The organism is Butyrivibrio sp. LB2008, assembly GCF_000621565.1.
Classification (GTDB): Bacteria; Bacillota; Clostridia; order Lachnospirales; family Lachnospiraceae; genus Butyrivibrio.
The window spans coordinates 198,868-220,582 of the sequence record NZ_KK211308.1 but is presented as its reverse complement, the minus strand read 5'-3'; the positions used below and the strand labels follow the sequence as shown (position 1 = coordinate 220,582).

At 40.5% G+C, this 21,715-nt stretch carries 33 protein-coding genes; 32 read left to right on the top strand and 1 reads right to left on the bottom strand.

What is annotated here, in order from left to right; genetic code table 11:
• Nucleotides 1–26 precede the first annotated feature (26 nt).
• The 15 genes from T356_RS0117560 to T356_RS0117490 all read left to right on the top strand — a co-directional run bounded on the left by T356_RS0117560 (nucleotide 27) and on the right by T356_RS0117490 (nucleotide 12,082).
• The gene (locus T356_RS0117560; protein ID WP_026515630.1) at nucleotides 27–209 is read left to right on the top strand and encodes a hypothetical protein; all 183 of its coding nucleotides are present in this window, start codon (nucleotides 27–29) and stop codon (nucleotides 207–209) included.
• Nucleotides 210–245: 36 nt separating this feature from the next.
• Nucleotides 246–521, top strand: coding sequence for a PadR family transcriptional regulator (locus T356_RS19980; RefSeq protein ID WP_051563535.1), 276 nt, complete (start codon nucleotides 246–248; stop codon nucleotides 519–521).
• 106 nt (nucleotides 522–627) lie between these two features.
• On the top strand, nucleotides 628–1,242 hold the full coding sequence (locus T356_RS0117550) for a permease prefix domain 1-containing protein (RefSeq protein ID WP_026515629.1): 615 nt from the start codon (nucleotides 628–630) through the stop codon (nucleotides 1,240–1,242).
• Complete coding sequence (locus T356_RS0117545) at nucleotides 1,221–2,096, top strand: hypothetical protein (protein ID WP_026515628.1); 876 nt, start codon at nucleotides 1,221–1,223, stop codon at nucleotides 2,094–2,096. The genes T356_RS0117550 and T356_RS0117545 overlap by 22 nt, the downstream gene beginning before the upstream one ends.
• Complete coding sequence (locus T356_RS0117540; protein WP_026515627.1) at nucleotides 2,081–3,490, top strand: permease prefix domain 1-containing protein; 1,410 nt, start codon at nucleotides 2,081–2,083, stop codon at nucleotides 3,488–3,490. The genes T356_RS0117545 and T356_RS0117540 overlap by 16 nt, the downstream gene beginning before the upstream one ends.
• A gap of 56 nt (nucleotides 3,491–3,546) precedes the next feature.
• Complete coding sequence (locus T356_RS0117535) at nucleotides 3,547–3,876, top strand: PadR family transcriptional regulator (RefSeq protein WP_026515626.1); 330 nt, start codon at nucleotides 3,547–3,549, stop codon at nucleotides 3,874–3,876.
• A 44-nt stretch (nucleotides 3,877–3,920) separates the two neighbouring features.
• The gene (locus tag T356_RS0117530; RefSeq protein WP_026515625.1) at nucleotides 3,921–5,306 is read left to right on the top strand and encodes a permease prefix domain 1-containing protein; all 1,386 of its coding nucleotides are present in this window, start codon (nucleotides 3,921–3,923) and stop codon (nucleotides 5,304–5,306) included.
• A gap of 68 nt (nucleotides 5,307–5,374) precedes the next feature.
• Nucleotides 5,375–5,704, top strand: coding sequence for a PadR family transcriptional regulator (locus T356_RS0117525; protein WP_026515624.1), 330 nt, complete (start codon nucleotides 5,375–5,377; stop codon nucleotides 5,702–5,704).
• A 50-nt stretch (nucleotides 5,705–5,754) separates the two neighbouring features.
• Nucleotides 5,755–6,888 carry a DUF3048 domain-containing protein gene (locus T356_RS0117520; RefSeq protein WP_081777907.1) on the top strand — a complete coding sequence of 378 codons (1,134 nt, stop codon included), beginning with the start codon at nucleotides 5,755–5,757 and terminating at the stop codon, nucleotides 6,886–6,888.
• 173 nt (nucleotides 6,889–7,061) lie between these two features.
• Nucleotides 7,062–9,314, top strand: coding sequence for an ABC transporter substrate-binding protein (locus tag T356_RS0117515; protein ID WP_026515622.1), 2,253 nt, complete (start codon nucleotides 7,062–7,064; stop codon nucleotides 9,312–9,314).
• A 115-nt stretch (nucleotides 9,315–9,429) separates the two neighbouring features.
• Complete coding sequence (locus tag T356_RS0117510; RefSeq protein ID WP_026515621.1) at nucleotides 9,430–9,954, top strand: RNA polymerase sigma factor; 525 nt, start codon at nucleotides 9,430–9,432, stop codon at nucleotides 9,952–9,954.
• A complete protein-coding gene (locus T356_RS0117505) occupies nucleotides 9,951–10,364 on the top strand; it encodes a hypothetical protein (RefSeq protein WP_026515620.1) in 414 nt (137 codons plus the stop codon). The genes T356_RS0117510 and T356_RS0117505 overlap by 4 nt, the downstream gene beginning before the upstream one ends.
• On the top strand, nucleotides 10,354–10,920 hold the full coding sequence (locus T356_RS0117500) for a hypothetical protein (protein WP_026515619.1): 567 nt from the start codon (nucleotides 10,354–10,356) through the stop codon (nucleotides 10,918–10,920). Before T356_RS0117505 ends, T356_RS0117500 begins: the two co-directional genes overlap by 11 nt.
• Nucleotides 10,921–10,962: 42 nt before the next feature.
• Nucleotides 10,963–11,253: a LiaF transmembrane domain-containing protein gene (locus tag T356_RS19975; protein WP_051563534.1), complete on the top strand. Its 291-nt coding sequence runs from the start codon at nucleotides 10,963–10,965 to the stop codon at nucleotides 11,251–11,253.
• 118 nt (nucleotides 11,254–11,371) lie between these two features.
• A complete protein-coding gene (locus tag T356_RS0117490) occupies nucleotides 11,372–12,082 on the top strand; it encodes a GTP pyrophosphokinase (protein ID WP_081777906.1) in 711 nt (236 codons plus the stop codon).
• A gap of 211 nt (nucleotides 12,083–12,293) precedes the next feature.
• On the opposite strand, the gene T356_RS0117485 is transcribed toward T356_RS0117490, so the two are convergent.
• Nucleotides 12,294–13,160: a class I SAM-dependent methyltransferase gene (locus tag T356_RS0117485; protein ID WP_026515617.1), complete on the bottom strand. Its 867-nt coding sequence runs from the start codon at nucleotides 13,158–13,160 to the stop codon at nucleotides 12,294–12,296.
• Between the two features lie 477 nt (nucleotides 13,161–13,637).
• Between T356_RS0117485 and rpsJ the strand changes: the two genes are divergently transcribed.
• The 17 genes from rpsJ to rplF all read left to right on the top strand — a co-directional run bounded on the left by rpsJ (nucleotide 13,638) and on the right by rplF (nucleotide 21,706).
• Nucleotides 13,638–13,949, top strand: a complete 312-nt coding sequence (rpsJ, locus tag T356_RS0117480; protein ID WP_013279995.1) for a 30S ribosomal protein S10 — start codon at nucleotides 13,638–13,640, stop codon at nucleotides 13,947–13,949.
• A 171-nt stretch (nucleotides 13,950–14,120) separates the two neighbouring features.
• Nucleotides 14,121–14,804, top strand: coding sequence for a 50S ribosomal protein L3 (rplC, locus tag T356_RS0117475; protein WP_026515616.1), 684 nt, complete (start codon nucleotides 14,121–14,123; stop codon nucleotides 14,802–14,804).
• Between the two features lie 26 nt (nucleotides 14,805–14,830).
• Complete coding sequence (rplD, locus tag T356_RS0117470; RefSeq protein ID WP_026515615.1) at nucleotides 14,831–15,454, top strand: 50S ribosomal protein L4; 624 nt, start codon at nucleotides 14,831–14,833, stop codon at nucleotides 15,452–15,454.
• Entirely contained in the window at nucleotides 15,454–15,753 is a 300-nt protein-coding gene (gene rplW, locus T356_RS0117465; RefSeq protein ID WP_026515614.1) for a 50S ribosomal protein L23, read from the top strand. The genes rplD and rplW overlap by 1 nt, the downstream gene beginning before the upstream one ends.
• 122 nt (nucleotides 15,754–15,875) lie before the next feature.
• A complete protein-coding gene (rplB, locus tag T356_RS0117460; RefSeq protein WP_026515613.1) occupies nucleotides 15,876–16,718 on the top strand; it encodes a 50S ribosomal protein L2 in 843 nt (280 codons plus the stop codon).
• Between the two features lie 11 nt (nucleotides 16,719–16,729).
• Nucleotides 16,730–17,020, top strand: a complete 291-nt coding sequence (rpsS, locus tag T356_RS0117455) for a 30S ribosomal protein S19 (protein ID WP_026515612.1) — start codon at nucleotides 16,730–16,732, stop codon at nucleotides 17,018–17,020.
• A gap of 28 nt (nucleotides 17,021–17,048) precedes the next feature.
• The gene (gene rplV / locus T356_RS19970) at nucleotides 17,049–17,444 is read left to right on the top strand and encodes a 50S ribosomal protein L22 (RefSeq protein ID WP_420314844.1); all 396 of its coding nucleotides are present in this window, start codon (nucleotides 17,049–17,051) and stop codon (nucleotides 17,442–17,444) included.
• A gap of 19 nt (nucleotides 17,445–17,463) precedes the next feature.
• Complete coding sequence (gene rpsC, locus T356_RS0117445) at nucleotides 17,464–18,135, top strand: 30S ribosomal protein S3 (protein WP_022778093.1); 672 nt, start codon at nucleotides 17,464–17,466, stop codon at nucleotides 18,133–18,135.
• The gene (rplP, locus tag T356_RS0117440; protein ID WP_026515610.1) at nucleotides 18,135–18,572 is read left to right on the top strand and encodes a 50S ribosomal protein L16; all 438 of its coding nucleotides are present in this window, start codon (nucleotides 18,135–18,137) and stop codon (nucleotides 18,570–18,572) included. The genes rpsC and rplP overlap by 1 nt, the downstream gene beginning before the upstream one ends.
• The gene (gene rpmC, locus T356_RS0117435; RefSeq protein ID WP_026515609.1) at nucleotides 18,562–18,771 is read left to right on the top strand and encodes a 50S ribosomal protein L29; all 210 of its coding nucleotides are present in this window, start codon (nucleotides 18,562–18,564) and stop codon (nucleotides 18,769–18,771) included. Before rplP ends, rpmC begins: the two co-directional genes overlap by 11 nt.
• Nucleotides 18,772–18,804: 33 nt before the next feature.
• Nucleotides 18,805–19,059 (top strand): 30S ribosomal protein S17, encoded by a 255-nt coding sequence (rpsQ, locus tag T356_RS0117430; RefSeq protein WP_013280005.1) that lies wholly within the window; start codon nucleotides 18,805–18,807, stop codon nucleotides 19,057–19,059.
• Between the two features lie 21 nt (nucleotides 19,060–19,080).
• A complete protein-coding gene (gene rplN / locus T356_RS0117425; RefSeq protein WP_022764361.1) occupies nucleotides 19,081–19,449 on the top strand; it encodes a 50S ribosomal protein L14 in 369 nt (122 codons plus the stop codon).
• A 12-nt stretch (nucleotides 19,450–19,461) separates the two neighbouring features.
• Nucleotides 19,462–19,791 carry a 50S ribosomal protein L24 gene (gene rplX, locus T356_RS0117420; protein ID WP_026515608.1) on the top strand — a complete coding sequence of 110 codons (330 nt, stop codon included), beginning with the start codon at nucleotides 19,462–19,464 and terminating at the stop codon, nucleotides 19,789–19,791.
• A gap of 22 nt (nucleotides 19,792–19,813) precedes the next feature.
• Nucleotides 19,814–20,353, top strand: coding sequence for a 50S ribosomal protein L5 (gene rplE / locus T356_RS0117415; protein WP_026515607.1), 540 nt, complete (start codon nucleotides 19,814–19,816; stop codon nucleotides 20,351–20,353).
• 21 nt (nucleotides 20,354–20,374) lie between these two features.
• Nucleotides 20,375–20,560, top strand: a complete 186-nt coding sequence (locus T356_RS0117410) for a type Z 30S ribosomal protein S14 (RefSeq protein WP_026515606.1) — start codon at nucleotides 20,375–20,377, stop codon at nucleotides 20,558–20,560.
• 189 nt (nucleotides 20,561–20,749) lie between these two features.
• A complete protein-coding gene (rpsH, locus tag T356_RS0117405; protein ID WP_026515605.1) occupies nucleotides 20,750–21,151 on the top strand; it encodes a 30S ribosomal protein S8 in 402 nt (133 codons plus the stop codon).
• Nucleotides 21,152–21,166: 15 nt separating this feature from the next.
• A complete protein-coding gene (rplF, locus tag T356_RS0117400; protein WP_026515604.1) occupies nucleotides 21,167–21,706 on the top strand; it encodes a 50S ribosomal protein L6 in 540 nt (179 codons plus the stop codon).
• The last annotated feature ends 9 nt before the right edge of the window (nucleotides 21,707–21,715 follow it).

The window sequence follows — 21,715 nt, the reverse complement described above, 5'->3', positions numbered from 1 at the left end:
GAGCATATTGAAGGAGGACGTCGATAATGACGGGATGTATGTTAATTATTGCCATAAGCAATTATATGAATTTATTTGATGTGTTCTTGGTATTGGTTTTATTGATGTGGTTATTCGCGATTCTTCTTACGTTTAATGTTTATGACATGAGAAGTGATATCCTTGCGAGTATGGAAGATAAGCACAAAGGACAGGATATTAAGGCATAATAACAAAGCGCACGATACAAGGAGGATAAAAAAGAAATGGCGGAAGAAAAATCGTTGTTGAATGAAAACAATGCAGCGTTGGTGTTAAAATTACTTTCAGAAAAAGATATGTATGGATTTGAGATGATAAGGACTCTCAGAAAGAGATCGCTGAATGTTTTTGATAAAAAAGCCGGAATGCTTTATCCCCTTCTTCATGGTCTCGAAGGCGACGGGACGCTCAATTCATATGAGCAGCTCTGTTGCGGGAAAATGAGAAAATATTATAGTATATCAAAAGATAGAAAAGAGGGAAATGATACAGAAATATAGTGTGCTGACACGTTGACAATTTGATAAATTACTTGTGAAATAATTAATCAAAAGTCAGCGTGTCAACACATTAGTGGGGGCATCTTGGCAAATGAGGTTGTGATAAATGGAAGAGTATATAAAGAAATTACTTGAACAGGTCAGGTTTGAAAAATCTCATAAAGCTATTGGGGATGAAATCAGATCGCATATAGAAGATCAGATAGAAGCCAATATTTCCGAAGGTATGGACAAAGAAACTGCTGAGAAAAGTGCTGTTCAGGACATGGGAGATCCTGTTGAAACAGGAGTTGCACTTGATAAAGTTCACAGACCGCAGATAGCGTGGGGCGTAATAATTGCAGCAATTGGTGTAGGCATTTTGGGAGTAATAATACATCTCTTTTTAAATAAAGTGCCGACATCGTATAGCTCGGAAATTGAAATATTGGGAAATATAACTGTAGATGATACAGGTTATTATATTTACAACGTTGTGTGCGGAATCGCTGTAATGCTTATCTTTTTTCTTATAGATTATACGGTGGTTGCAAAGTATTCCAAGGTAGCAGCAGTCATATTATTGATTTCTTATACGATAAAGAACTATGCATTATGTAAAAGAATGGAGAACATGGATGCATTTTTAAATAATGAGCCAATCGAGTATACTTCTTTGGAGAAATTCTTTAGCTGGTCGGGACCGCGAATTTTTTACTTGTGCCACTTTTTGCAGGAATAATCTACAAGTATAAAGGGCAGAAGTATGATGGATTGATAAAATCGCTTATCTGGATAATAGTTACCGGCATTGTGGCGGCAGGAGCGGGAGTAAACAATCAGGAATATCGTTCGCTTGTGATTGTAATCTGCTTACTTGTTGAACTTACAATCGCGATACAGAAAGAATGGATAAAAGTTCCAAAGATACCGGCAATTGCGGCGGTATGGTCATTGTCTACAGTGATACCTGTAGTTTTGGTTAGATTCTTGTATAACAACAAAATTTTAGATTTGAGAAAAATGACCATGGTCAGATCAATTTTTGGACCGGATACTTCCAAAAGAAATGTAAAAGAATTATTGAGCGGAACAAAGCTTTTTGGAAGCGGCACGGTAAGTTATTTGGATGGAGATATCACTGTATCGACACTAAAACTTATCAATTCACGGATTAGCGGCGGGGCCGATGAAAAAAGTTATGTGATAACAAAAACTGCAGCAGCTATGGGAGGAGCATTTGCATTTGCAATTATTTTTGTGGTTGCGGCTCTGATCATTTTTGGATTTGTCGCCACTTCAAAGACAAAGAATCAATTGGGAGTTGTAATGGGAAGCGGCTGTATGATGTGGCTTACGGTTAATGCACTTTTTAATATATGTGTCAGTTTTGGATTATTGCCGTCATTTTATCACACATCTTTTTTCCCATTTATATCAAATCACAAGGTGGTTGCATCCTATGCTCTGCTTGGAATAATACTGAGCATATACAAATACAAGAATGCTTACCCAAAGCATGTAGATATAAGAATTCGCAGTAACATAAAAGTTTTGAGTCGTAATACGGAGTTTGACACATGGAAGAATACATAAAGAAATTACTTGAACAGGTGAGATTTGAGAAAGCTCACAAAGCTATCGGGGATGAGATCAGATCGCACATAGAAGACCAGATTGAAGAGAATATTTCAGAGGGGATGGAAAAGGAGGCTGCTGAGAAGGCCGCAGTCGAAGACATGGGAGATCCTGTAGAAACTGGAATCTCTCTTGATAAGATACACAGACCGCAGATTGCTTGGGGAGTTATGGTAACTGCGATAGTTTTAGGCGTTATAGGGCTTGTGATCAATATACTGTTGAAAAAAGAAATAGAAGGTGGCTATAGTCAATATTTTGTTTCGGGATATAATGACCGGGGATATGCTTCATTTATCATTAATGTTGTTTTGGGAATAGCAGTAATGATGATCTTGTATCTTATAGACTATACAGTTATAGCAAAGTATTCCGAGATAATAGCTATTTTTGTGATCGCAACCAGAATAGCCGTTTACTTTGCTTATAAAAGTACAAGAGAGATGATTATTGCAAATTCATTTGCAGAGATACCTTTTTTGCACAGATATTTATCGTTTTTTGTGACATTACCTATGTTGATATATTTTATGATTCCGCTTTTTGCAGGGATTTTATATAAATATAAAGGTCAGAAGTACACTGCACTTTTTAAGTCGCTTGTTTGGATAGTTCTAACATATATGTGTGGCTCATTCGGGAGCATGTATTCTTCAGCCATTATAATAGCAATCTGCATGCTCATTGAGCTTTCGGTTGCAATAAAAAAAGAGTGGATAATAGTTCTCAAGATACCGTCAATGATTTCTGTATGGACATTACTTACGGTAGTTCCGGCCGGAATCACAATGTTCATGTATAAACACACCCTTTTTGATCAAGATACAATGAATGGTCTTAGATGGGTATTATCGCTTAGATTTGATTATAAAAGAGCTGCAGATACAGTTAAGGCGATGAAGCTGTTTGGAAACGGTACTATAAATTATTTTGATGGTACGGTGCCTGTGCTTACCAAACTGTATATTGTTGATGTCGGCGATATAACTTTTGATATTGCGGCAGTTTGGGGACTGGTTGCGGCATTTGCTGTTATTGCAGCTGTTGCGGGGCTGATTGTCTTAGGATTTGTTGCTGTATCAAAGACAAAGAATCAATTGGGACTCATTATGGGAAGCGGTTGTATGATGTGGCTGGCAATGAATGCGGTCTGCGGTATTAGTTCGGACTTTATAACACTTCCTGCTATTGTAGATGGCTTTATTCCATTTTTTTCAAACTATTCAAGCGCGGTAGTTGTTGTGCCGTATGCTTTTCTTGGAATAATACTGAGCATTTACAAATATAAGAACGCATATCCGGAACACGTGGATATTTCAATTCGCAGCAAAGATAAAGATTTTGCAGTTTAAAATGATAAACATGTTTATAAAAGGTCACGAGAGGCACAGCGCAAGGAGGAATAAAAATGGCTGTAGATAAATCTCTTTTAACGGGCAGCAGCACAATGCTGGTTTTAAAATTACTTTCGGAAAAAGATATGTATGGATATGAGATGATAGACACCTTGAGGAAGAAGTCACAGAACGTCTTCGAGTTCAAGGCGGGGACTCTTTATCCTCTTTTACATGGCCTTGAGGAAAAGGGAATGCTCAAATCATATGAGCAGGAATACCTTGGCAAGACAAGGAAATATTACAGTATCACAAAAGAGGGAAGAAAGCTCTTAAAGACTAAGACTGAGGAGTGGAATGAGTATTCGGGCGCTATCGTCAGCGTGCTGGCATACGGTATGTAACGGGAGTTTTGATAAATATACAGGGTTCAGAGGGTTTTACAAAAATGGAAGAGTATATAAAAAAATTACTTGAGCAGATACGATTTGAAAAAGCTCACAAGGTTATAAGCGATGAGATAAGATTGCATATAGAAGATCAGATAGAAGAGAATATTGCAGGTGGAATGGATAAGGAAACCGCAGAAAAAAGTGCGGTTGAAGATATGGGAGATCCCGTCGGTGTCGGGATTGAGCTGGATAAGGTTCACAGACCTCAGATAGCGTGGGGCGTTATAGTTGCAGCGGTACTTGTCGGTGTGATCGGAACAATGATTCATCTGTATATCGCGAATGATTCACTTATACACAGTATTTATGATATGCCGGGGTTCGAAACTGATGGCAGATCGTTTATTATCTACACTGTTTTGGGGATAACTGCAATGTTATTTTTGTATCTTGTGGATTATACAACGGTTGCTAAGTATTCCAGGAGAATTGCGGTTATAATTGTGGTTGCTTATCTGGGCACGTTTTACGGAAGTGACTTTCTTAAAAACTTTTTTACTGAGAAAGGGCCCAATGGTGAATTATTCTTTACTAATCAGGGAGAAGCAATAATTCATTTATTGAGTAAATGTATCAGTTTTTCATATGCGCTGATGTTTTTGCTTATTCCTCTCTATGCCGGAATACTCTATAAATACAGAGGGCAGTCATACGGAGGACTTATAAAGGCTCTTCTTTGGATATTTATACCAAGGATCATACCGTTTGTTCCGTTCAGATATTATAATATGCGTGCATTTATAGTAGTCGGAAGTATGCTTGTTCAGCTGACTTATGCAATAAAAAAGGACTGGATAAAGGTTCGAAAGATTCCTTCGATCATATCTGTATGGTTAGCTTTTATTATATATTTGCTCTATTTTACCCGAAATGTATTTGGCGGATACATAACTGCACAAAGTAATAATATGAAATCGGTTATGGATGCTATGAAGTTATTTGGAGGAGGAGAACTGCATTTTTGGGGCGGAGACAAGGTTATGCAATTAAGAGGTTGTATTACTTCTCCGATAGATACGTATGTTTTGACCTATGTCTCGGCGGCCTGGGGACTGATCGTTGGATTTTTGGTTGTAATGACAGTGGCGTCGCTTATTGTTTTTGGGTTCGTCAGTATATCAAAGTCAAAGAATCAGCTGGGACAGGCCATGGGATGCGGCTGCTTGATGTGGATCGCGGTAAATGCTATTGCCAACATTATTGTGGGATTTGGAATAATTCCGGAGTTTTATGTATCTTTTTTCCCATTTATCTCAAGCAACAATATTGTGATCTCGTATGTATTCCTGGGAATACTGGTAAGCGTGTACAAATATAAGGATGCTTATTCGAAACACGTGGATATCGGAGTTTCGGGTAAGGTTAAGGATCTTGAATCTTGAGATGGGTTATTGGAAAAGTTGAGTTTATTGATTGATAAGTGCCCGGGGCGGTGCTTTAGGAGGATAGAATGGCAGTAGATAAATCTCTTTTGACAGGCAGCAGCACAATGTTGGTTCTGAAATTACTTTCGGAAAAAGACATGTATGGTTATGAAATGATAGACACATTAAGAAAGAAATCGCAGAACGTCTTTGAGTTTAAGGCGGGAACTTTGTATCCGCTTCTTCATAGTCTTGAAGAGAAGGGAATTCTCAAGGTTTACGAGCAGGAGTATCTTGGAAAAACAAGGAAATATTACAGCATCACGAAAGAAGGCAGAAAGCTGCTTAAGGAAAAGAAAGAGGAATGGGAAGTATATTCCGGTGCAATAGCAAATGTGATGGCTTTTGGGGTGTGATTTAATAAAAGAAATTTTGACAAAAAAATAAAGACGGGAGAAGTTATTGTATGAAAAAAATGAATAGGATCGTAGCGCCGGCATTGTGCATGATCATGGCGTTTTCGGTTATGGCTTGCGGTAAGGATAACGGGGCGGATGAAGCGTCACTTTCGGTTTCTTTTGAAGAGGTTGTCGAAGACAAAACAGCTTTGGCGGCGGCACCGGAAGATGGTGAGAACTACGAGATTCCGGAAGGAATGTACTTAAGTGAGATTACAGGTGAGCCTATAAGTGAAGAGATCAAGGATCAGCGCCCGCTCGCTGTAATGGTCGACAATGAGAAGATTGCACTTCCACACTATGGAACGGCAGAAGCGGATGTTGTTTATGAAATGATGAACAGTACACAGAATGACAGAATTACAAGACTTATGTGCATCGTGAAAGATTGGGGTAAGATTGAGCAGATGGGAAGTATCAGAAGTACACGTCCTACCAATATCCTTCTTGCTGCTGAGTGGGATGCGGTTCTCTGCCATGACGGAGGTCCTCAGGTTCATATTAATGCATACTTAAATAATCCCTGGGCGCAGCATTTTTCGGGAACATTTTCGAGGATCAATAACGGGAAGCCCAGAGAGTTTACCGAGTATATTTACAAGGGAGATATGGATAAGAACTTTTCTAGTATGAAAAGCGACCCGGCATATTCGACAACTTATACCGAGTACAGGAACGAGGGAAGTCACTTTAACTTTGCGCCTTACGGCAAGGAAGTTGACCTTACAAAGGTATATGACAAGACGTATCCCGTAACGGAGATCGCGCTTCCTTTCTGGCATAATACATCTACGCTTAAGTATAACGATGAAACAAAAGAGTATGAGTACTACGAGTACGGATCACGCCATGAGGATGCAGAGGACGGCGAGCCTCTTAGCTTTAAGAATGTATTTATCCAGAAGTGTGATTTCAATCAGCTTGATGCTAAGGGATATCTTATCTATAACTGTATTGATTCGGGGAAGCCCGGATGGTATATCACAAACGGTGTTGCCAAGAGCGTCACATGGGTTAAAGATGAAGCGACTCATCTGACCAAATTCTATGATGACAACGGTGAAGAGATTCAGATCAACACAGGTAAGACATATATCTCACTTGTTCCGTCAGATACATGGGATTCGATGAGTATGAAATAATAGAATATAAAAAAGTGTTTGTAAAGGAGCTGTGGCTTTTGCGCCGGGCTCCTTTTTCTGTGCGGGGGCATACGGGGGTATTTAAAAACTACATGTTGACAAAACCGTGGTCTTGGAGTTATTGTATTATTGTACTAAGAAACTAATACAGTAATACAATACGGAGAAGAGAAATGGGAAAAAGAAATATTATAGGGAAAACAACAAGCATAATCCTTGCTTTGACCCTTTGCATAACATCATTTACCGGTTGTGGCAAAAGGAAGATCACGGATGAGGATTTTGCGAACGCCAAACAGATAGATAAGAACTGCATCTTTAAGCAGGAAGATTTTACAGGGATCCTTGGTGAAGGAGACACTGTTAAAGCGCTTGGACGAAGCGGAGATAAGATAGCGGCTGTTTGCCAGACTGTGAGCGGAGAGTATAAATATATCTCTTTTAACCCTGACGGATCCGATGTTCAGACCGGCAATATCGGTGGTAAAGAAGATGATTACATAACCGCAACTGCCTTTGATAATGAGGGAAATGCCTATCTTATTTATCATGAATTCAAAGGTGAGGATGCTATTGCCGACGCTTTTATTGAAAAGATCGATCCTACAGGAAATGCGGTTTACAAAATCGATATTACCAAGGAAGTTACGGATGATCCTTCCTTTATCAGATGCCTGGGATGGAGTGACAAATACGGGCTTTTATGTGGCACAACGGCAGGTATCCAGACATGTGATGAGCAGAATGGTCTGAAAGTTCTTGCAGATAAAAAGCTTTTTGGCGGTATGGAGGCAATAACAAGCGTTGTTGAACTTCCGGACAATAAGCTCTTTGTAGGTTATTTTGACAGTGACTACAACGATTTCTTTGTGGCAGTTGACGCAGATAATAATAAAGCGGACAAAAAGCTTGCGGATTCCAAGGATAGCTACTACAAATTATTTAATGATAAAGATGGTAATATCTACGCAGAGGATTCCTACGGAATATATAAATATGATAATGAGGCGGACAAGTTTAATAAAATTCTTGATTACAGGGATTCGTCCATTGTTTCTGATGATATTGATATGATCGCATGGGTGGGATTTGCCGGATTGAGTGAAAAAGAGATCATTGCGCCTTATTCCAAAGATGAAAGCGAAAGCGTTTCTTTTGTAAAACTTACGAAAGTTAATCCTGAGGATGTCGGTGATAAGACTGTTATTACCTTATCGGGTATCGGAATAGACAATGATATTGTCAGTCAGATCATGGAATTTAACAGAACAAGTGATAAGTATGTGATCAAGATAATAGATTACAGCGAGTTCTATGATTATAACGATTTTGAACAGATGATAAAACAGTTTAACCTTGATCTTACGTCGGGGAATGCAGCGGATATCATTTGCTTTTCAGGCATGGATGCTTCTGTGAGAAACTATGTTGATAAAGGAATACTTCTTGATCTTACACCTGCCTTTGATAAAGGCGGACCTTTGGGAGATATTGAACTTCTTCCGAATATAGCCGAGATGATGAAGTATAACGGTAAAACTTATACATTTATACCTTCTTTTGATGTAAATACATATGTGGTTAAATCAGAAAATGCAAACGGAAAGACTTCTTTGACATATGATGATTGCGACAAACTGATACAGAGTGCGGGCACCGATTATAAAGACGCATTTGGATCCATTAGTGACAGGACAGACCTGTGCTCTTATTTATGGGCATTCTACGGAGATGAGTTTTTTGACCTGAAAAATAAAAAGTGCAATTTCGATACACCTGAATTTATAAGCTTTTTGAATTTTGTAAATAAATTTCCGGAGGAAGAAGAGGAAGTCGATTATGTTATGGAGGGCGACATCGAGCAGGTATATATCGAAGGAAGAGGAATCTTTTACCACGCTGATTTTAGGGATATATGGGAATATGCTAGGCTTAAGCAGGTTGTGTTTAACGGAGATGTTGAATTTGTCGGATGCCCGAATGACAGTGGTAAGAATCTGGCAGTAATCGCCGGAACCACACTTGGAGTAAACAGCAAAACAGAACACAAGGACGTTATCTACGATCTGATCAAAGAGCTGATGAATTCAGATCAAAAGAGATCGAGTGGATTTTCTTCGGTAAAGGCTAAATTCGAAGAAGAATTACAGGAAGCTACCAAGGAACCCGCTGATAATAACAGTGACGCTGAAGTATACGATCCCGCGAGTGGAGATTTTGTAAAATTAAAACCTCTTTCTCAGGAAGATATCAAGAAGTTTTATGATTATGCCGTTTCAATAAATTCGTCGATTGAATTTGATACTGAAATTTCGGGTATAATCTGCGAAGAGGCATCGGCATTTTTTGCCGGACAAAAGTCTGCGGAAGAAGTTGCCAAGATTATTCAGAAGAGAGTTACAATTTATATAAACGAAAACAGCTGATAAAGCTTTTTTGACCGGGTAATTAAAAGGTCTGCAAAATTTTTTAAAAATCTTGCAGACTTTTTTCTGTTTGAATCGTTATATTATATGAAGAGAGAAAAAGTAGGAGAACAAGTTGGGGAAGAATGATTCTAAAGAAAAGTTAATACAACTTATGAATCGGTACCAAAATCTGGTCTTCTCGGTTTGTCTTAAGCTTACCGGTGATTATTTTACCGCAGAGGATATCGCACAGGAAACGTTTATCGCTGCTTACCGGCATCTTGACGATTTTGACGGACAGAACGAAAAGGCATGGATATGCAGAATCGCAAGCAACAAATGTATCGACTATCTACGAAGCAGTGAAACGAAAGAAGTGGCACTTGCAGACGACGAGCTTGAAGCTTCAATGGAAATCGCCGGGTACGGACCTCTTGAGACGTACATGGCCAAGGATGTGGAAAAGAGATTTTTGGTAAGCTGCAACAAACTTGATGAGCCATACAGAACTGCGGCTGTCGGGCATTTTATCCAGGGGAAGACTGCAAAGGAAATAAGCCTTGAAAAAGGGGTACCGCTAAAAACGATGCAGTCTCACATCTACAGAGCCCGTGAGATGTTAAAGAAAATAATCAGGAAGGAGGAACTGTTGGCATGAGTCATGAATATCTGAGTGATGAAGAATTACAGAAGCTTATTTCGGATGTTGAACTTAATGATATTGTACAAGCTCCTGTACATCTTCAGGAAAAAGTGCTTGATGCGGTAAGCACCGCAGACAGAGCAGGTAATGTCGCGAAAACCAAAAAGCAGAAGATAATCGAATGCAGATTATACAGCCTGAAAGTGGCTCTCGCTGTCGCTGCAGCAATAGCGGTAATGTTCATTGTTCCTTACGTTCCTGTTGCACATAGAGATATTGATCTGATGGAAAAAATCAGTTCTCAAAGAGATGCTTCTTTTAGTGATGCTTCGTTCAGAGATGAGATCTTAGAAAAAAAAGAAAATATAAAAAGTAAAATACACAGCTTTTTTGTAGATAATTTGGAGGTTGAAGATGGAATATAAGAAAAGAAACGGATTTTTTGTTTTTTGCTTCTCGTTTATACCCGGAGCGGTTGAGATGTATATGGGATTTATGAAAAACGGTGTGTCGCTGTTTACATTGTTTGTGCTGGCGTCTATTGGGCTGATGCTGGATGTGCCGTTTATTTCGTTATTTGCGGCAGGTTCAATTGCAATAATTTGGATCTACGCTTTTTTCCACGCATGGAACATGTATAGATTAAACGGGGATGTGCTGATGGGAATGGAGGATAGATATATCTGGACGGAATTCGGACTTCCCGGAAAAGTTAAGATACAAGATGAAAAGTTTCGCAGAGTTCTGGCTATAGTATTTATATTTGGCGGAGCAAGTGTGCTGTGGGAAAATGTTTATGTCTGTGTCAGAGAATTTGTTTCTTCAGAAATATGGAACAGTTTTGCTCCTATTTTGAGAAATGTGCCTCAAACTATTATATCTATAATATTTATATATTTTGGTATAAGGCTTATTAAGGGCAAAAAGAAAGAACTTGGAATTGATGATAATTCTGTTGATGTACCCGAAGGAAGTAATTGATTTGATTTTTCGGAATACGATCATTATAAGCGGGAGGAAAAAATGGAGACGATAAGAATACACAGAGTGGGCACTGTAACTGCAGGGATTACTCTTATAGTTTTTGGAGCCGCATTTATTCTTAATTCATTTGGCGGTTATTTTGATATCGCAATGATAACAAGGCTGTGGCCAATCATATTGATAGGCGTGGGCATTGAGATACTTGTTTCAAGTTTCGAGAAAAACAAAGTAATCTATGACAAAGCAGCTATGCTGATGATGTTTGTGATGGTGGCGTTTGCAATGTTTATGGCATGTTGGGATAAATGCGTGATACAAGAATTCATGTGATTTTTTATAAAAAAAGAGGTCCAAAGATTTGGAGAATTTTTATAAATCGTTCATATTGCGTTTAACGGATGCTGTTATACTAACAATATAAGTAATACATGAAAGTGAGTTATACAATATGGCAGCAGAGCATTTCGACTATTCCAAACTCAATTACAGTAAAAATGATGATTGGGATGAGGTGAGCCTGGTAGATCTTGAGAACATTCTCCGGATGAAAGGCCAGGTCAAAGAGTTTCGACTTCTTATGATGAAGTACGACAGTGCATTGTCTGAAGTTCGTACCAAGCTTGATGTGTTAAACAAGGAATTATCTCTTAGGAATAACAGGAATCCGTTTGAAGCGATCAAGATGAGGATTAAGACTCCTCTTAGTATATATAAGAAACTAAGCAGCAAGGGAGTGGAGTTTTCGCTTGAAAATATTGAAAGCCATATATCGGATATTGCCGGAATCAGAGTAGTTTGTTCTTTTGTGGATGATATCTATATGTTGGCGGATTGTCTTGCAAGTCAGGACGATATAAGGGTTCTTCAGAGAAAAGACTATATAGATAAACCGAAGAAAAGCGGCTATCGCAGTTTGCATCTTATAATAGAAGTTCCGATCTATCTTGTTAAGGAAAAGGAGTACATGAAGGTCGAAGTGCAGTTCAGAACGATAGCAATGGACTTCTGGGCAAGCCTTGAACATAAGATGAAATACAAAAAAGACATTATCGATCAGGATGTTATTTCCGATGATCTTAAGTTCAGCGCAGATCTTATAAACCAGCTTGACCTTAGAATGCAACAGATAAGGCGCAAGATAGACGGTGAAGAAGAATGATTTGGTAGGGAGATTTATTTTATATAAAACAACCCCCGTATTGCTTATAAAAGAGCTTTACGGGGGTTGTGCTTTTATATCATAGGAAATAACTTTCCTATGATATAAAAACGCTCCGCTATGATGCGCGGTTCGCGGAATGGTAGATAATTGCTTCGCAATACCGCTCACGCGCGAAAGAGTCGCAAGCGACTCTTTATTATATTGCGTATCAATTTTTTGCTGTCCAGCGTCCGCTTGCGCCGCAGGGAAGTACAAGTCCGTTTGACTTTACCGGAAGACCGATCTCATTAGCTTCGATCGTACCCGGGTGAATCGGGTCAAGTACCGTGTGCAGCATATATGAGAGCACAGCGGGCTGCAGGCCTGTTGTGTATGAGTTTATAAGGAAGAAAAGAGGATTGTCTGATAAGAGATTAGATGTCAGTTCGATAAACGGAAATACCGAATCTTCAATCTTCCAGATTTCGCCTTTGGGGCCTCTTCCGTAAGAAGGAGGATCCATTATTATTCCATCGTATTTGTTTCCTCTTCTTATCTCACGTTCGACAAATTTCACACAGTCGTCTACGAGATATCTTATAGGTGCATCGGCAAGTCCTGAAGATGCCGCATTTTCTTTTGCCCAGGCTACCATACCCTTGGCTGCGTCAACATGTGTGACCTTGGCACCTGCTTTAGCGGCAGAAACGGTAGCTCCGCCTGTGTAAGCAAAAAGATTTAAAACTTTTATCTCGCGATTCGCTTCCTTTATTAATGAAGAGAACCAATCCCAGTTCGCAGCCTGCTCGGGGAAAAGACCCGTGTGCTTGAAGCTGAAGGGCTTAAGATTAAAAGTAAGTTCCTTATAATTAATAGTCCATTCTTCGGGGAGGTTTCTGAATTCCCATTCGCCGCCGCCCTTGCTGCTGCGGTGGTAGTGTCCGTTCCATTTCTTCCATCCGAAATGTTTTTTGTCCGTTTTCCATATTACCTGAGGATCGGGTCTTACGAGCATGTAGTCGCCCCAGCGCTCAAGCTTTTCACCTGAAGAGGTATCGATTACCTCATAATCTTTCCATCCGTTTGCAATCCACATATTTTTTTCCTTCTGAGTAAAATTTTCATTGCCTATTATAATATAAAGAAGCTTCTATATGATATAGAAATCGAGAGATAGGAAATGATGTTAAAATACATCAAGAAAAACTAGCTAAAAACACTGATTTTTGCGTAAAAGTCATTAATTTATAAAAAGTGGTTGCATATACTTTTAAAATGTTTTACAATCATAAACGCTGTGACATGATAGCTATGAAGCGTGAGGTTGCTGCTTTCATCCAGTTAAGCAGGTTTTCCGTGGAGCGAATGTCTAGAGACCACTAATGTGGTCAAACAAACTGACGACAAGTCACTGTACAGACAATTAAGTCTGCCGACTAACCCAAGGCAGAAACGACGTGTAGGGATTCTATGGCCTTAATTTGTGTTAAGACGTAGGACACACACGGGAGAGTGTACAGTCACCGCTTGTCGTACTTGTATATAAAAGTGCGAAAAGGAGGCGACTTTTTTTATGGCAAATCAGGTAATGAGAATTACACTTAAGGCTTACGATCATCAGCTTGTTGATGCATCAGCCAAGAAGATTATCGAGACAGTCAAGAAGAACGGATCTCAGGTTAGCGGACCGGTACCCCTTCCTACTAAGAAGGAAGTTGTTACTATCTTAAGAGCGGTTCACAAATACAAAGATTCCAGAGAACAGTTCGAGCAGAGAACACACAAGAGACTTATCGATATCATCACACCTACATCAAAGACTGTTGAGGCTCTTCAGAGACTCGAGATGCCTGCAGGTGTAAATATCAACATCAAGATGAAATGATATAAAACATATCATATTTATCGAATACAGTAACTAATCACACCTCTACTAGTATGATGCAAGGCGCATGATGCCGTGATAACTGGAGAATTACCAAAAACGTTGCAGGTAATTAAACGACATTGCGATCGTAGTACGCATCCGCTGTAGATGTAATAAGGAGGTAAAAACATGAAGAAGGCTATTTTAGCTACTAAAGTCGGAATGACTCAGATCTTCAAAGAGGACGGATCACTTATTCCTGTAACAGTTCTTCAGGCAGGACCTTGTGTAGTAACACAGATCAAGACTGTTGAGAACGACGGATACAGTGCCGTACAGGTTGGCTTTGTTGACAAGAAGGAAAAGATTGTTAACAAGGACAAGAACGGAAATAAGACAATTATTCATCGCCATGGAGCAACAAAGGCTGAGCAGGGACATTTCAAGAAGGCAGGAGTTTCTTGCAAGAGATATGTAAGAGAGTTCAAGCTTGAGAATGCTTCTGAGTATGCACTTGGTGCAGAAATCAAGGCTGACGTTTTCGCTGAAGGCGACAAGATTGACGCAACAGCTATTTCAAAGGGAAAAGGATTCCAGGGCGCTATCAAGAAGAATGGTCAGCACAGAGGACCTATGGCTCACGGTTCCAAGTTCCACCGTCATCAGGGTTCTAATGGTTCAAGTTCAGATCCCAGCCGCGTATTCAAAGGCAAGGGAATGCCCGGACACATGGGTAGTGTTAAGGTAACAGTTCAGAATCTCGAGGTTGTAAGAGTAGATGCAGACAAGAATCTTATTCTTGTAAAGGGCGCTATTCCGGGACCTAAGAAGGGACTTGTTACAATCAAGGAAACCGTTAAGGTTATCGGTTAATAGAACGCGAAAGGAGGACCAAACAGATGGCAAACGTATCTGTTTACAATATGGAAGGCAAAGAAGTTGGTAAGCTTGATTTAAGCGATGCTATCTTCGGTGTTGAAATAAACGAACATCTCGTACACATGGCAGTTCTTCAGCAGCTTGCTGACAAGCGCCAGGGTACACAGAAAGCTAAGACACGTTCTGAAGTTTCAGGAGGCGGAAGAAAGCCTTGGAGACAGAAGGGAACAGGTCATGCAAGACAGGGTTCTATCAGAGCTCCTCAGTGGAAGGGCGGCGGAGTTGTATTTGCTCCCGTTCCGAGAGATTATTCTTTCAAGATGAACAAGAAAGAGAAGAGAGCTGCTCTTAAGTCTGCACTTACAGACAAGGCTCAGAGCAACAACCTCATCGTTGTTGACGAGCTTAAGTTCGATGAGATCAAGACTAAGAAGTTTGCAGAGGTTATGAACAACCTCAAGGCTACACGTAAGGCTCTTGTTGTTCTTGCTGACAATGATAAGAACGTTGTTCTTTCCGCAAGAAATCTTGCAGAAGCAAACACAACACTTACAAACACACTTAACGTGTATGATATCGTAAACGCTAAGACACTCGTTCTTACAAAGGACGCAGTTGCAAAGATAGAGGAGGTGTATTGCTAATGGCAGCATTACAGTATTATGACGTAATCCTTAAGCCTGTTCTTACAGAGAAGAGCATGGCCGGCATGGGCGAGAAAAAGTACACTTTCCTTGTTAATCCTGAAGCTAACAAGACACAGATCAAGGAAGCTGTAGAGAAAATGTTTGAAGGAGCTAAGGTTGCTAAGGTTAACACTCTTAATGCCAACGGCAGAAAGAAGAGACGTGGAATGACAATCGGTTTCACAGCTAAGACTAAGAAAGCAATCGTTCAGCTTACAGAAGACAGCAAAGATATTGAGATTTTCCAGGGACTATAATGAGTCGGGCATTTAGCTTGGCTGGCTAAACCTATAAAATATACGTGCGAATCCAATAAATAGTCCGGGATTCAGGCGCTGTAAGCGCTAGTCACGTGATAAACAAAAAAGGAGATATAATCATGGGAATTAAGAAGTACGGCCCATATACCCCATCCAGAAGAAACATGACTGGATCTGATTTCTCAGAGATCACAAAGAAGTCTCCCGAGAAGTCACTCGTTGTTTCTAAGAACAGCAAGGCTGGTCGTAACAATCAGGGTAAGATCACAGTAAGACATCGTGGATGCGGCGGCAGAGTTAAGTACAGAATCGTAGACTTCAGAAGAAATAAGGACGATATGCCTGCAAAGGTTATCGGAATTGAGTATGATCCTAACAGATCAGCAAATATCGCACTTATCCAGTACGAGGATGGCACAAAGGCTTACATCCTTGCACCTAACGGATTGACAGACGGTATGACAGTTATGAACGGTGCTAACGCAGAAATCCGTGTTGGTAACTGCCTCCCTCTTTCAGCTATTCCTGTCGGTGAAAACGTACACAACATTGAGCTTTATCCCGGAAAGGGCGGCCAGATGGTTCGTTCAGCCGGAAACGCTGCACAGCTCATGGCTAAGGAAGGTAAGTATGCAACACTTCGTCTTCCTTCAGGCGAGATGAGAATGGTTCCCATCGAGTGCAGAGCAACAATCGGTGTTGTAGGAAATGGCGATCACAACCTTATTAACTATGGTAAAGCCGGAAGAATCCGTCACATGGGTATTCGCCCTACAGTTCGTGGTTCTGTTATGAACCCCAACGACCATCCTCACGGTGGTGGTGAAGGTAGAGCACCTATTGGACGTTCAGGCCCTTGCACACCTTGGGGTAAGCCTGCTCTTGGTTATAAGACACGTAAAGCTAAGAAGGCTTCAAACAAGCTGATCGTAAGAAGAAGAAACGGTAAGGCCATCAAATAAGGAGGAATAAAATGTCTAGATCACTTAAAAAGGGACCTTTTGCAGACGCAAGCCTGCTCAAGAAGATAGATGCTATGAACGCTGAGGGCCAGAAGCAGATAGTTAAGACTTGGTCACGTCGTTCTACAATTTTCCCGTCTTTTGTTGGACACACAATCGCTGTTCATGACGGAAGAAAGCATATTCCTGTATATGTTACTGAAGATATGGTTGGACACAAGCTTGGTGAGTTTGTTCCTACAAGAACATTCAGAGGACATGCTGGAAGTTCTCCCGTTGAGAGAAAGAGCAGCGTTCACTAAGTAGTGCCAATGAAAGGAGGTCAAATCCATGGAAATGGAAATCAAGCATAGATCTAAAATTAAAAGAGAAAGAAATCGTGACAATAAAGAAACAAGACCTTTTGCAAAGTTATCTTACGCAAGAATACCTGTTCAGAAGGCATGCTTTGTCATGGATGCTATCAGAGGTAAGGATGTTGAGTCAGCACTCGCAATCCTTCAGTATAATCCCAGATATGCTTCAAGCGTAATCTACAAGCTTCTTAGCAGCGCAGTAGCAAATGCTGAGAACAACAAGGGAATGAACAGAGCAAATCTTTTCGTTGCTGAATGTACTGCAAGCAATGGCCCTATCATGAAGAGAATTCAGCCTAGAGCACAGGGCAGAGCATACAGAATCAACAAGAGAATGAGTCATCTGACTGTTATTTTGGACGAGAGATAATTGAAAGGAGAAGCGAAGAATGGGACAGAAAGTTAATCCTCATGGACTCAGAGTCGGTGTTATCGCTGATTGGGATTCCAAGTGGTACGCTGAATCTGGCGATTTCGCCAATAATCTTGTAGAAGATTACAATATCAGAAAATTTCTGAAGAAGAAGTTATATGCAGCTGGTGTTTCAAAGATTGAGATCGAGAGAGCATCAGATAGAGTAAAAGTTATCGTTTACACAGCTAAGCCCGGTGTTGTTATCGGTAAGGGTGGTGCTGAGATCGAGGTAACTAAGAAGGAACTTTCAAAGCTTACAGATAAGAAGGTTCTTGTTGATATCAAAGAGATCAAGAAGCCCGATAAGGATGCACAGCTTGTTGCAGAGAACATTGCACAGCAGCTTGAGAACCGTGTATCTTTCAGAAGAGCTATGAAGTCTTGCATGAGCAGAACAATGAAGACAGACGCTCTTGGTATCAAGGCTTGCTGCTCAGGCCGTCTTGGTGGAGCAGATATCGCTCGTTCAGAGTTCTATAGTGAGGGAACTATTCCTCTTCAGACACTCAGAGCAGATATTGACTATGGTTTTGCTGAAGCAGATACAACCTACGGTAAGGTTGGTGTTAAGGTATGGATCTACAAGGGTGAAGTACTTCCGACCAAAGCAGGTGAGAATTCAGATAAGGAAGGGAGCGATAAATAATGTTAATGCCGAAGAGAGTTAAGCACCGCAAGCAGTTCCGCGGTACAATGGCTCATAAAATTACTCGTGGTACTAAGATCACTTACGGTGAATATGGAATTGTTGCGCTTGAGCCTTGCTGGATCAATTCAAACCAGATTGAGGCAGCCCGTGTTGCTATGACACGTTTCATCAAGCGTGGTGGTCAGGTTTGGATTAAGATTTTCCCTGACAAGCCTATCACATTAAAGCCTCTCGGAACTCGTATGGGATCCGGTAAGGGTGCTGTTGATAGATGGGTAGCTGTTGTTAAGCCTGGTCGTGTAATGTTCGAAATCGGTGGAGTTGCCGAGGCCGATGCAAGAGAAGCTCTTCGTCTTGCTACACACAAGCTTCCTTGCAAGTGCAAGATCGTTTCAAAGGCTGATTTGGAAGGCGGTGTATCTAATGAAAACTAATAAGTATGTAGACGAGCTGAAAGCTAAGACTGCTGATGAACTTCAGACTGAGCTTGTATCAGCTAAAAAGGAACTTTTCAATTTAAAATTCCAGAACGCTACAAACCAGCTGGATAATACAGCAAGAATTAAAGAAGTAAGAAGAAATATTGCAAGAATCCAGACTGTAATCACACAGAATGCTAAGGCTGCTAACTAAGCCTTTTGCTTGGTTTAAAAAGGAGAAATGATCGTGGAAAGAAATTTAAGAAAAACGCGTGTTGGAAAAGTAACAAGCGATAAGATGGACAAGACCATCACAGTTTCCATTGAGGACCATGTGAAGCATCCTCTTTACAAGAAGATCGTAAAGAGAACATATAAGCTTAAGGCTCATGACGAGAATAATGAGTGCCGTATTGGTGACACAGTTAAAGTCATGGAGACAAAGCCTATCTCCAAGGATAAGAGATGGAGACTTGTATCCATTATTGAACGTGCAAAGTAATACAAAAAAAGGAGAAATATCATGATTCAGCAGGAAAGTAGACTTAGAGTCGCTGATAACACTGGTGCAAAAGAACTTCTTACAATCCGTGTTATGGGTGGATCTACAAGAAGATATGCGAGAATCGGCGACACAATCGTTGCATCTGTAAAAGAAGCAACACCCGGTGGAGTTGTAAAGAAGGGTGATGTTGTTAAGGCTGTTGTCGTTCGTACTGTAAAAGAGACACGTCGTAAGGACGGTTCCTACATCAGATTTGATGAAAACGCTGCTGTTGTTATCAATGAAGATGGTACGCCTAAGGGAACACGTATTTTTGGACCCGTAGCCAGAGAGCTTCGTGAGAAAAAATTCATGAAGATTCTTTCTCTTGCTCCGGAAGTATTATAAGGAGGCGCCCAGATGTCAACAAGTAAGATTAAGAAGGGCGATATGGTTAAGGTTATCGCCGGAAGAGAAATCGACAAGGAAGGAAAAGTCCTTTCTGTTGATACAAAGAACGGAAAGGTTGTTGTAGAGGGTCTTAACAAGGTAACTAAGCACGAGAAGCCTTCTGCAAAGAACCCCAATGGCGGAATTGTAGAGAGCGAAGCAGCTCTTGATATCTCCAACGTTATGTATCTTCACAAAGGAAAACCTACCAGAATTGGATTCAAGGTTGAGAAGGATAAGACTGGTAAGGTTGTAAAGAAGAACCGCATCGCAAAAAAGACCGGTGAGGTTATCGACTAATTAAGGAAGGAGGTATTTAACGTTGAGTAGATATAAGGATTTATACAAAAACGAGATCGTTGATGCTATGACAAAGAAGTTCGGTTACAAGAACGTAATGCAGGTGCCTAAGCTTGACAAGATCGTTATCAATATGGCAGTAGGCGAAGCTAAGGAGAATGCTAAGCTTCTCGAGAACGCTGCAAATGATATGGCTATTATTTCTGGTCAGAAGCCTGTTTACACAAAGGCTAAGAAGTCAATCGCTAACTTCAAATTGAGAGAGGGTATGCCTATCGGATGTAAGGTTACACTTCGTGGCGACAAGATGTACGATTTCCTTGATCGTCTTGTAAACCTCGCACTTCCTCGTGTACGTGACTTCAGAGGAATCAACCCTAACTCATTCGATGGAAGAGGAAACTATGCACTTGGTATCAAGGAGCAGCTTATCTTCCCTGAAATCGAGTATGATAAGATTGACAAGACAAGAGGTATGGACATTATTTTCACAACAACAGCTAAGACAGATGAAGAGGCACGTGAGCTTCTCACACTGTTCAATATGCCTTTTGCAAAGTAATAATAGGAGGGAAACACACACATGGCTAAATTATCCATGAAGTTGAAACAGCAGATGAAGCCCAAGTTCTCTACACGTGAGTACAATCGTTGTAAGATCTGTGGTCGTCCTCATGCTTATCTTAGAAAGTACGGAATCTGCAGAATTTGCTTCCGTGAGCTTGCATACAAGGGCGAAATTCCGGGAGTACGTAAAGCATCTTGGTAATTCTGTAGAATTCCCCCTTTGGGGGATGAATAACATAGCGGTTCAGGATGGGAGCCGCATATTTACAAAGTTATTATTCTTCGTATAATAAAAAAAGAGAAACACATAAGCGCGCATTGCGGCTTCGTGTCTCTGCTCAATTCGGGGAGTAGTAAGGCGAAGCAAAAATAATTAAGGAGGCAATTTAAAATGGCAATGAACGATCCTATTGCAGATATGCTTACAAGAATTCGTAACGCAAATACTGCAAAGCATGACACAGTTGACGTTCCTTCTTCAAAGATGAAGCTTGCTATTGCAAACATTCTTCTTGACGAGGGTTATATTAAGAAGCTCGATGTTGTTGAGGACGGAGCTTTCAAGACTCTTCACATCACTCTTAAGTATGGCGTTGATAGAAATGACAAGGTTATTACTGGTCTTAAGAGAATCTCTAAGCCCGGTCTTCGTGTATACGCAGGCAAGGACGAGCTTCCCAGAGTATTAGGCGGACTTGGTATCGCAATCATTTCAACAAACCAGGGAGTTGTAACTGACAAAAAAGCAAGAGAGCTGCAGGTTGGTGGCGAAGTTCTTGCATTCATTTGGTAAATTGGAGGTACGGGCATGTCACGAATTGGAAAAATGCCAATCGCAGTTCCTGCTGGAGTAACAGTAGAAGTTGCAGAAAATAATAAGGTGACTGTTAAGGGACCTAAGGGTACCCTTACAAGAGTTTTCCCTGCTGAGATCTCTTTCTCACAGGAAGATGGTCAGATCGAAGTTAAGAGACCTGACGATCAGAAGAAAACAAGAGCATTACATGGTCTTTCAAGAAGCCTTCTTAACAACATGGTAGTTGGTGTTACAGATGGTTTCGAGAAGAAGCTCGAGGTTAACGGTGTAGGTTACAGAGCTGCTAAAAATGGCAAGACACTCTCTCTTACACTTGGTTATTCTCACCCTGTTGAACTTACTGATCCTGAAGGAGTTGAGACAGTAGTTGAGGGACAGATAATCACTGTTAAGGGAATCGACAAAGAGGCTGTTGGCCAGCACGCTGCTATCATCAGAGAGAAGAGAGCTCCCGAACCTTATAAGGGCAAGGGAATCAAGTACGTTGATGAAGTTATCAAGCGTAAGGTTGGTAAGACAGGTAAGAAGTAATAAGATAAG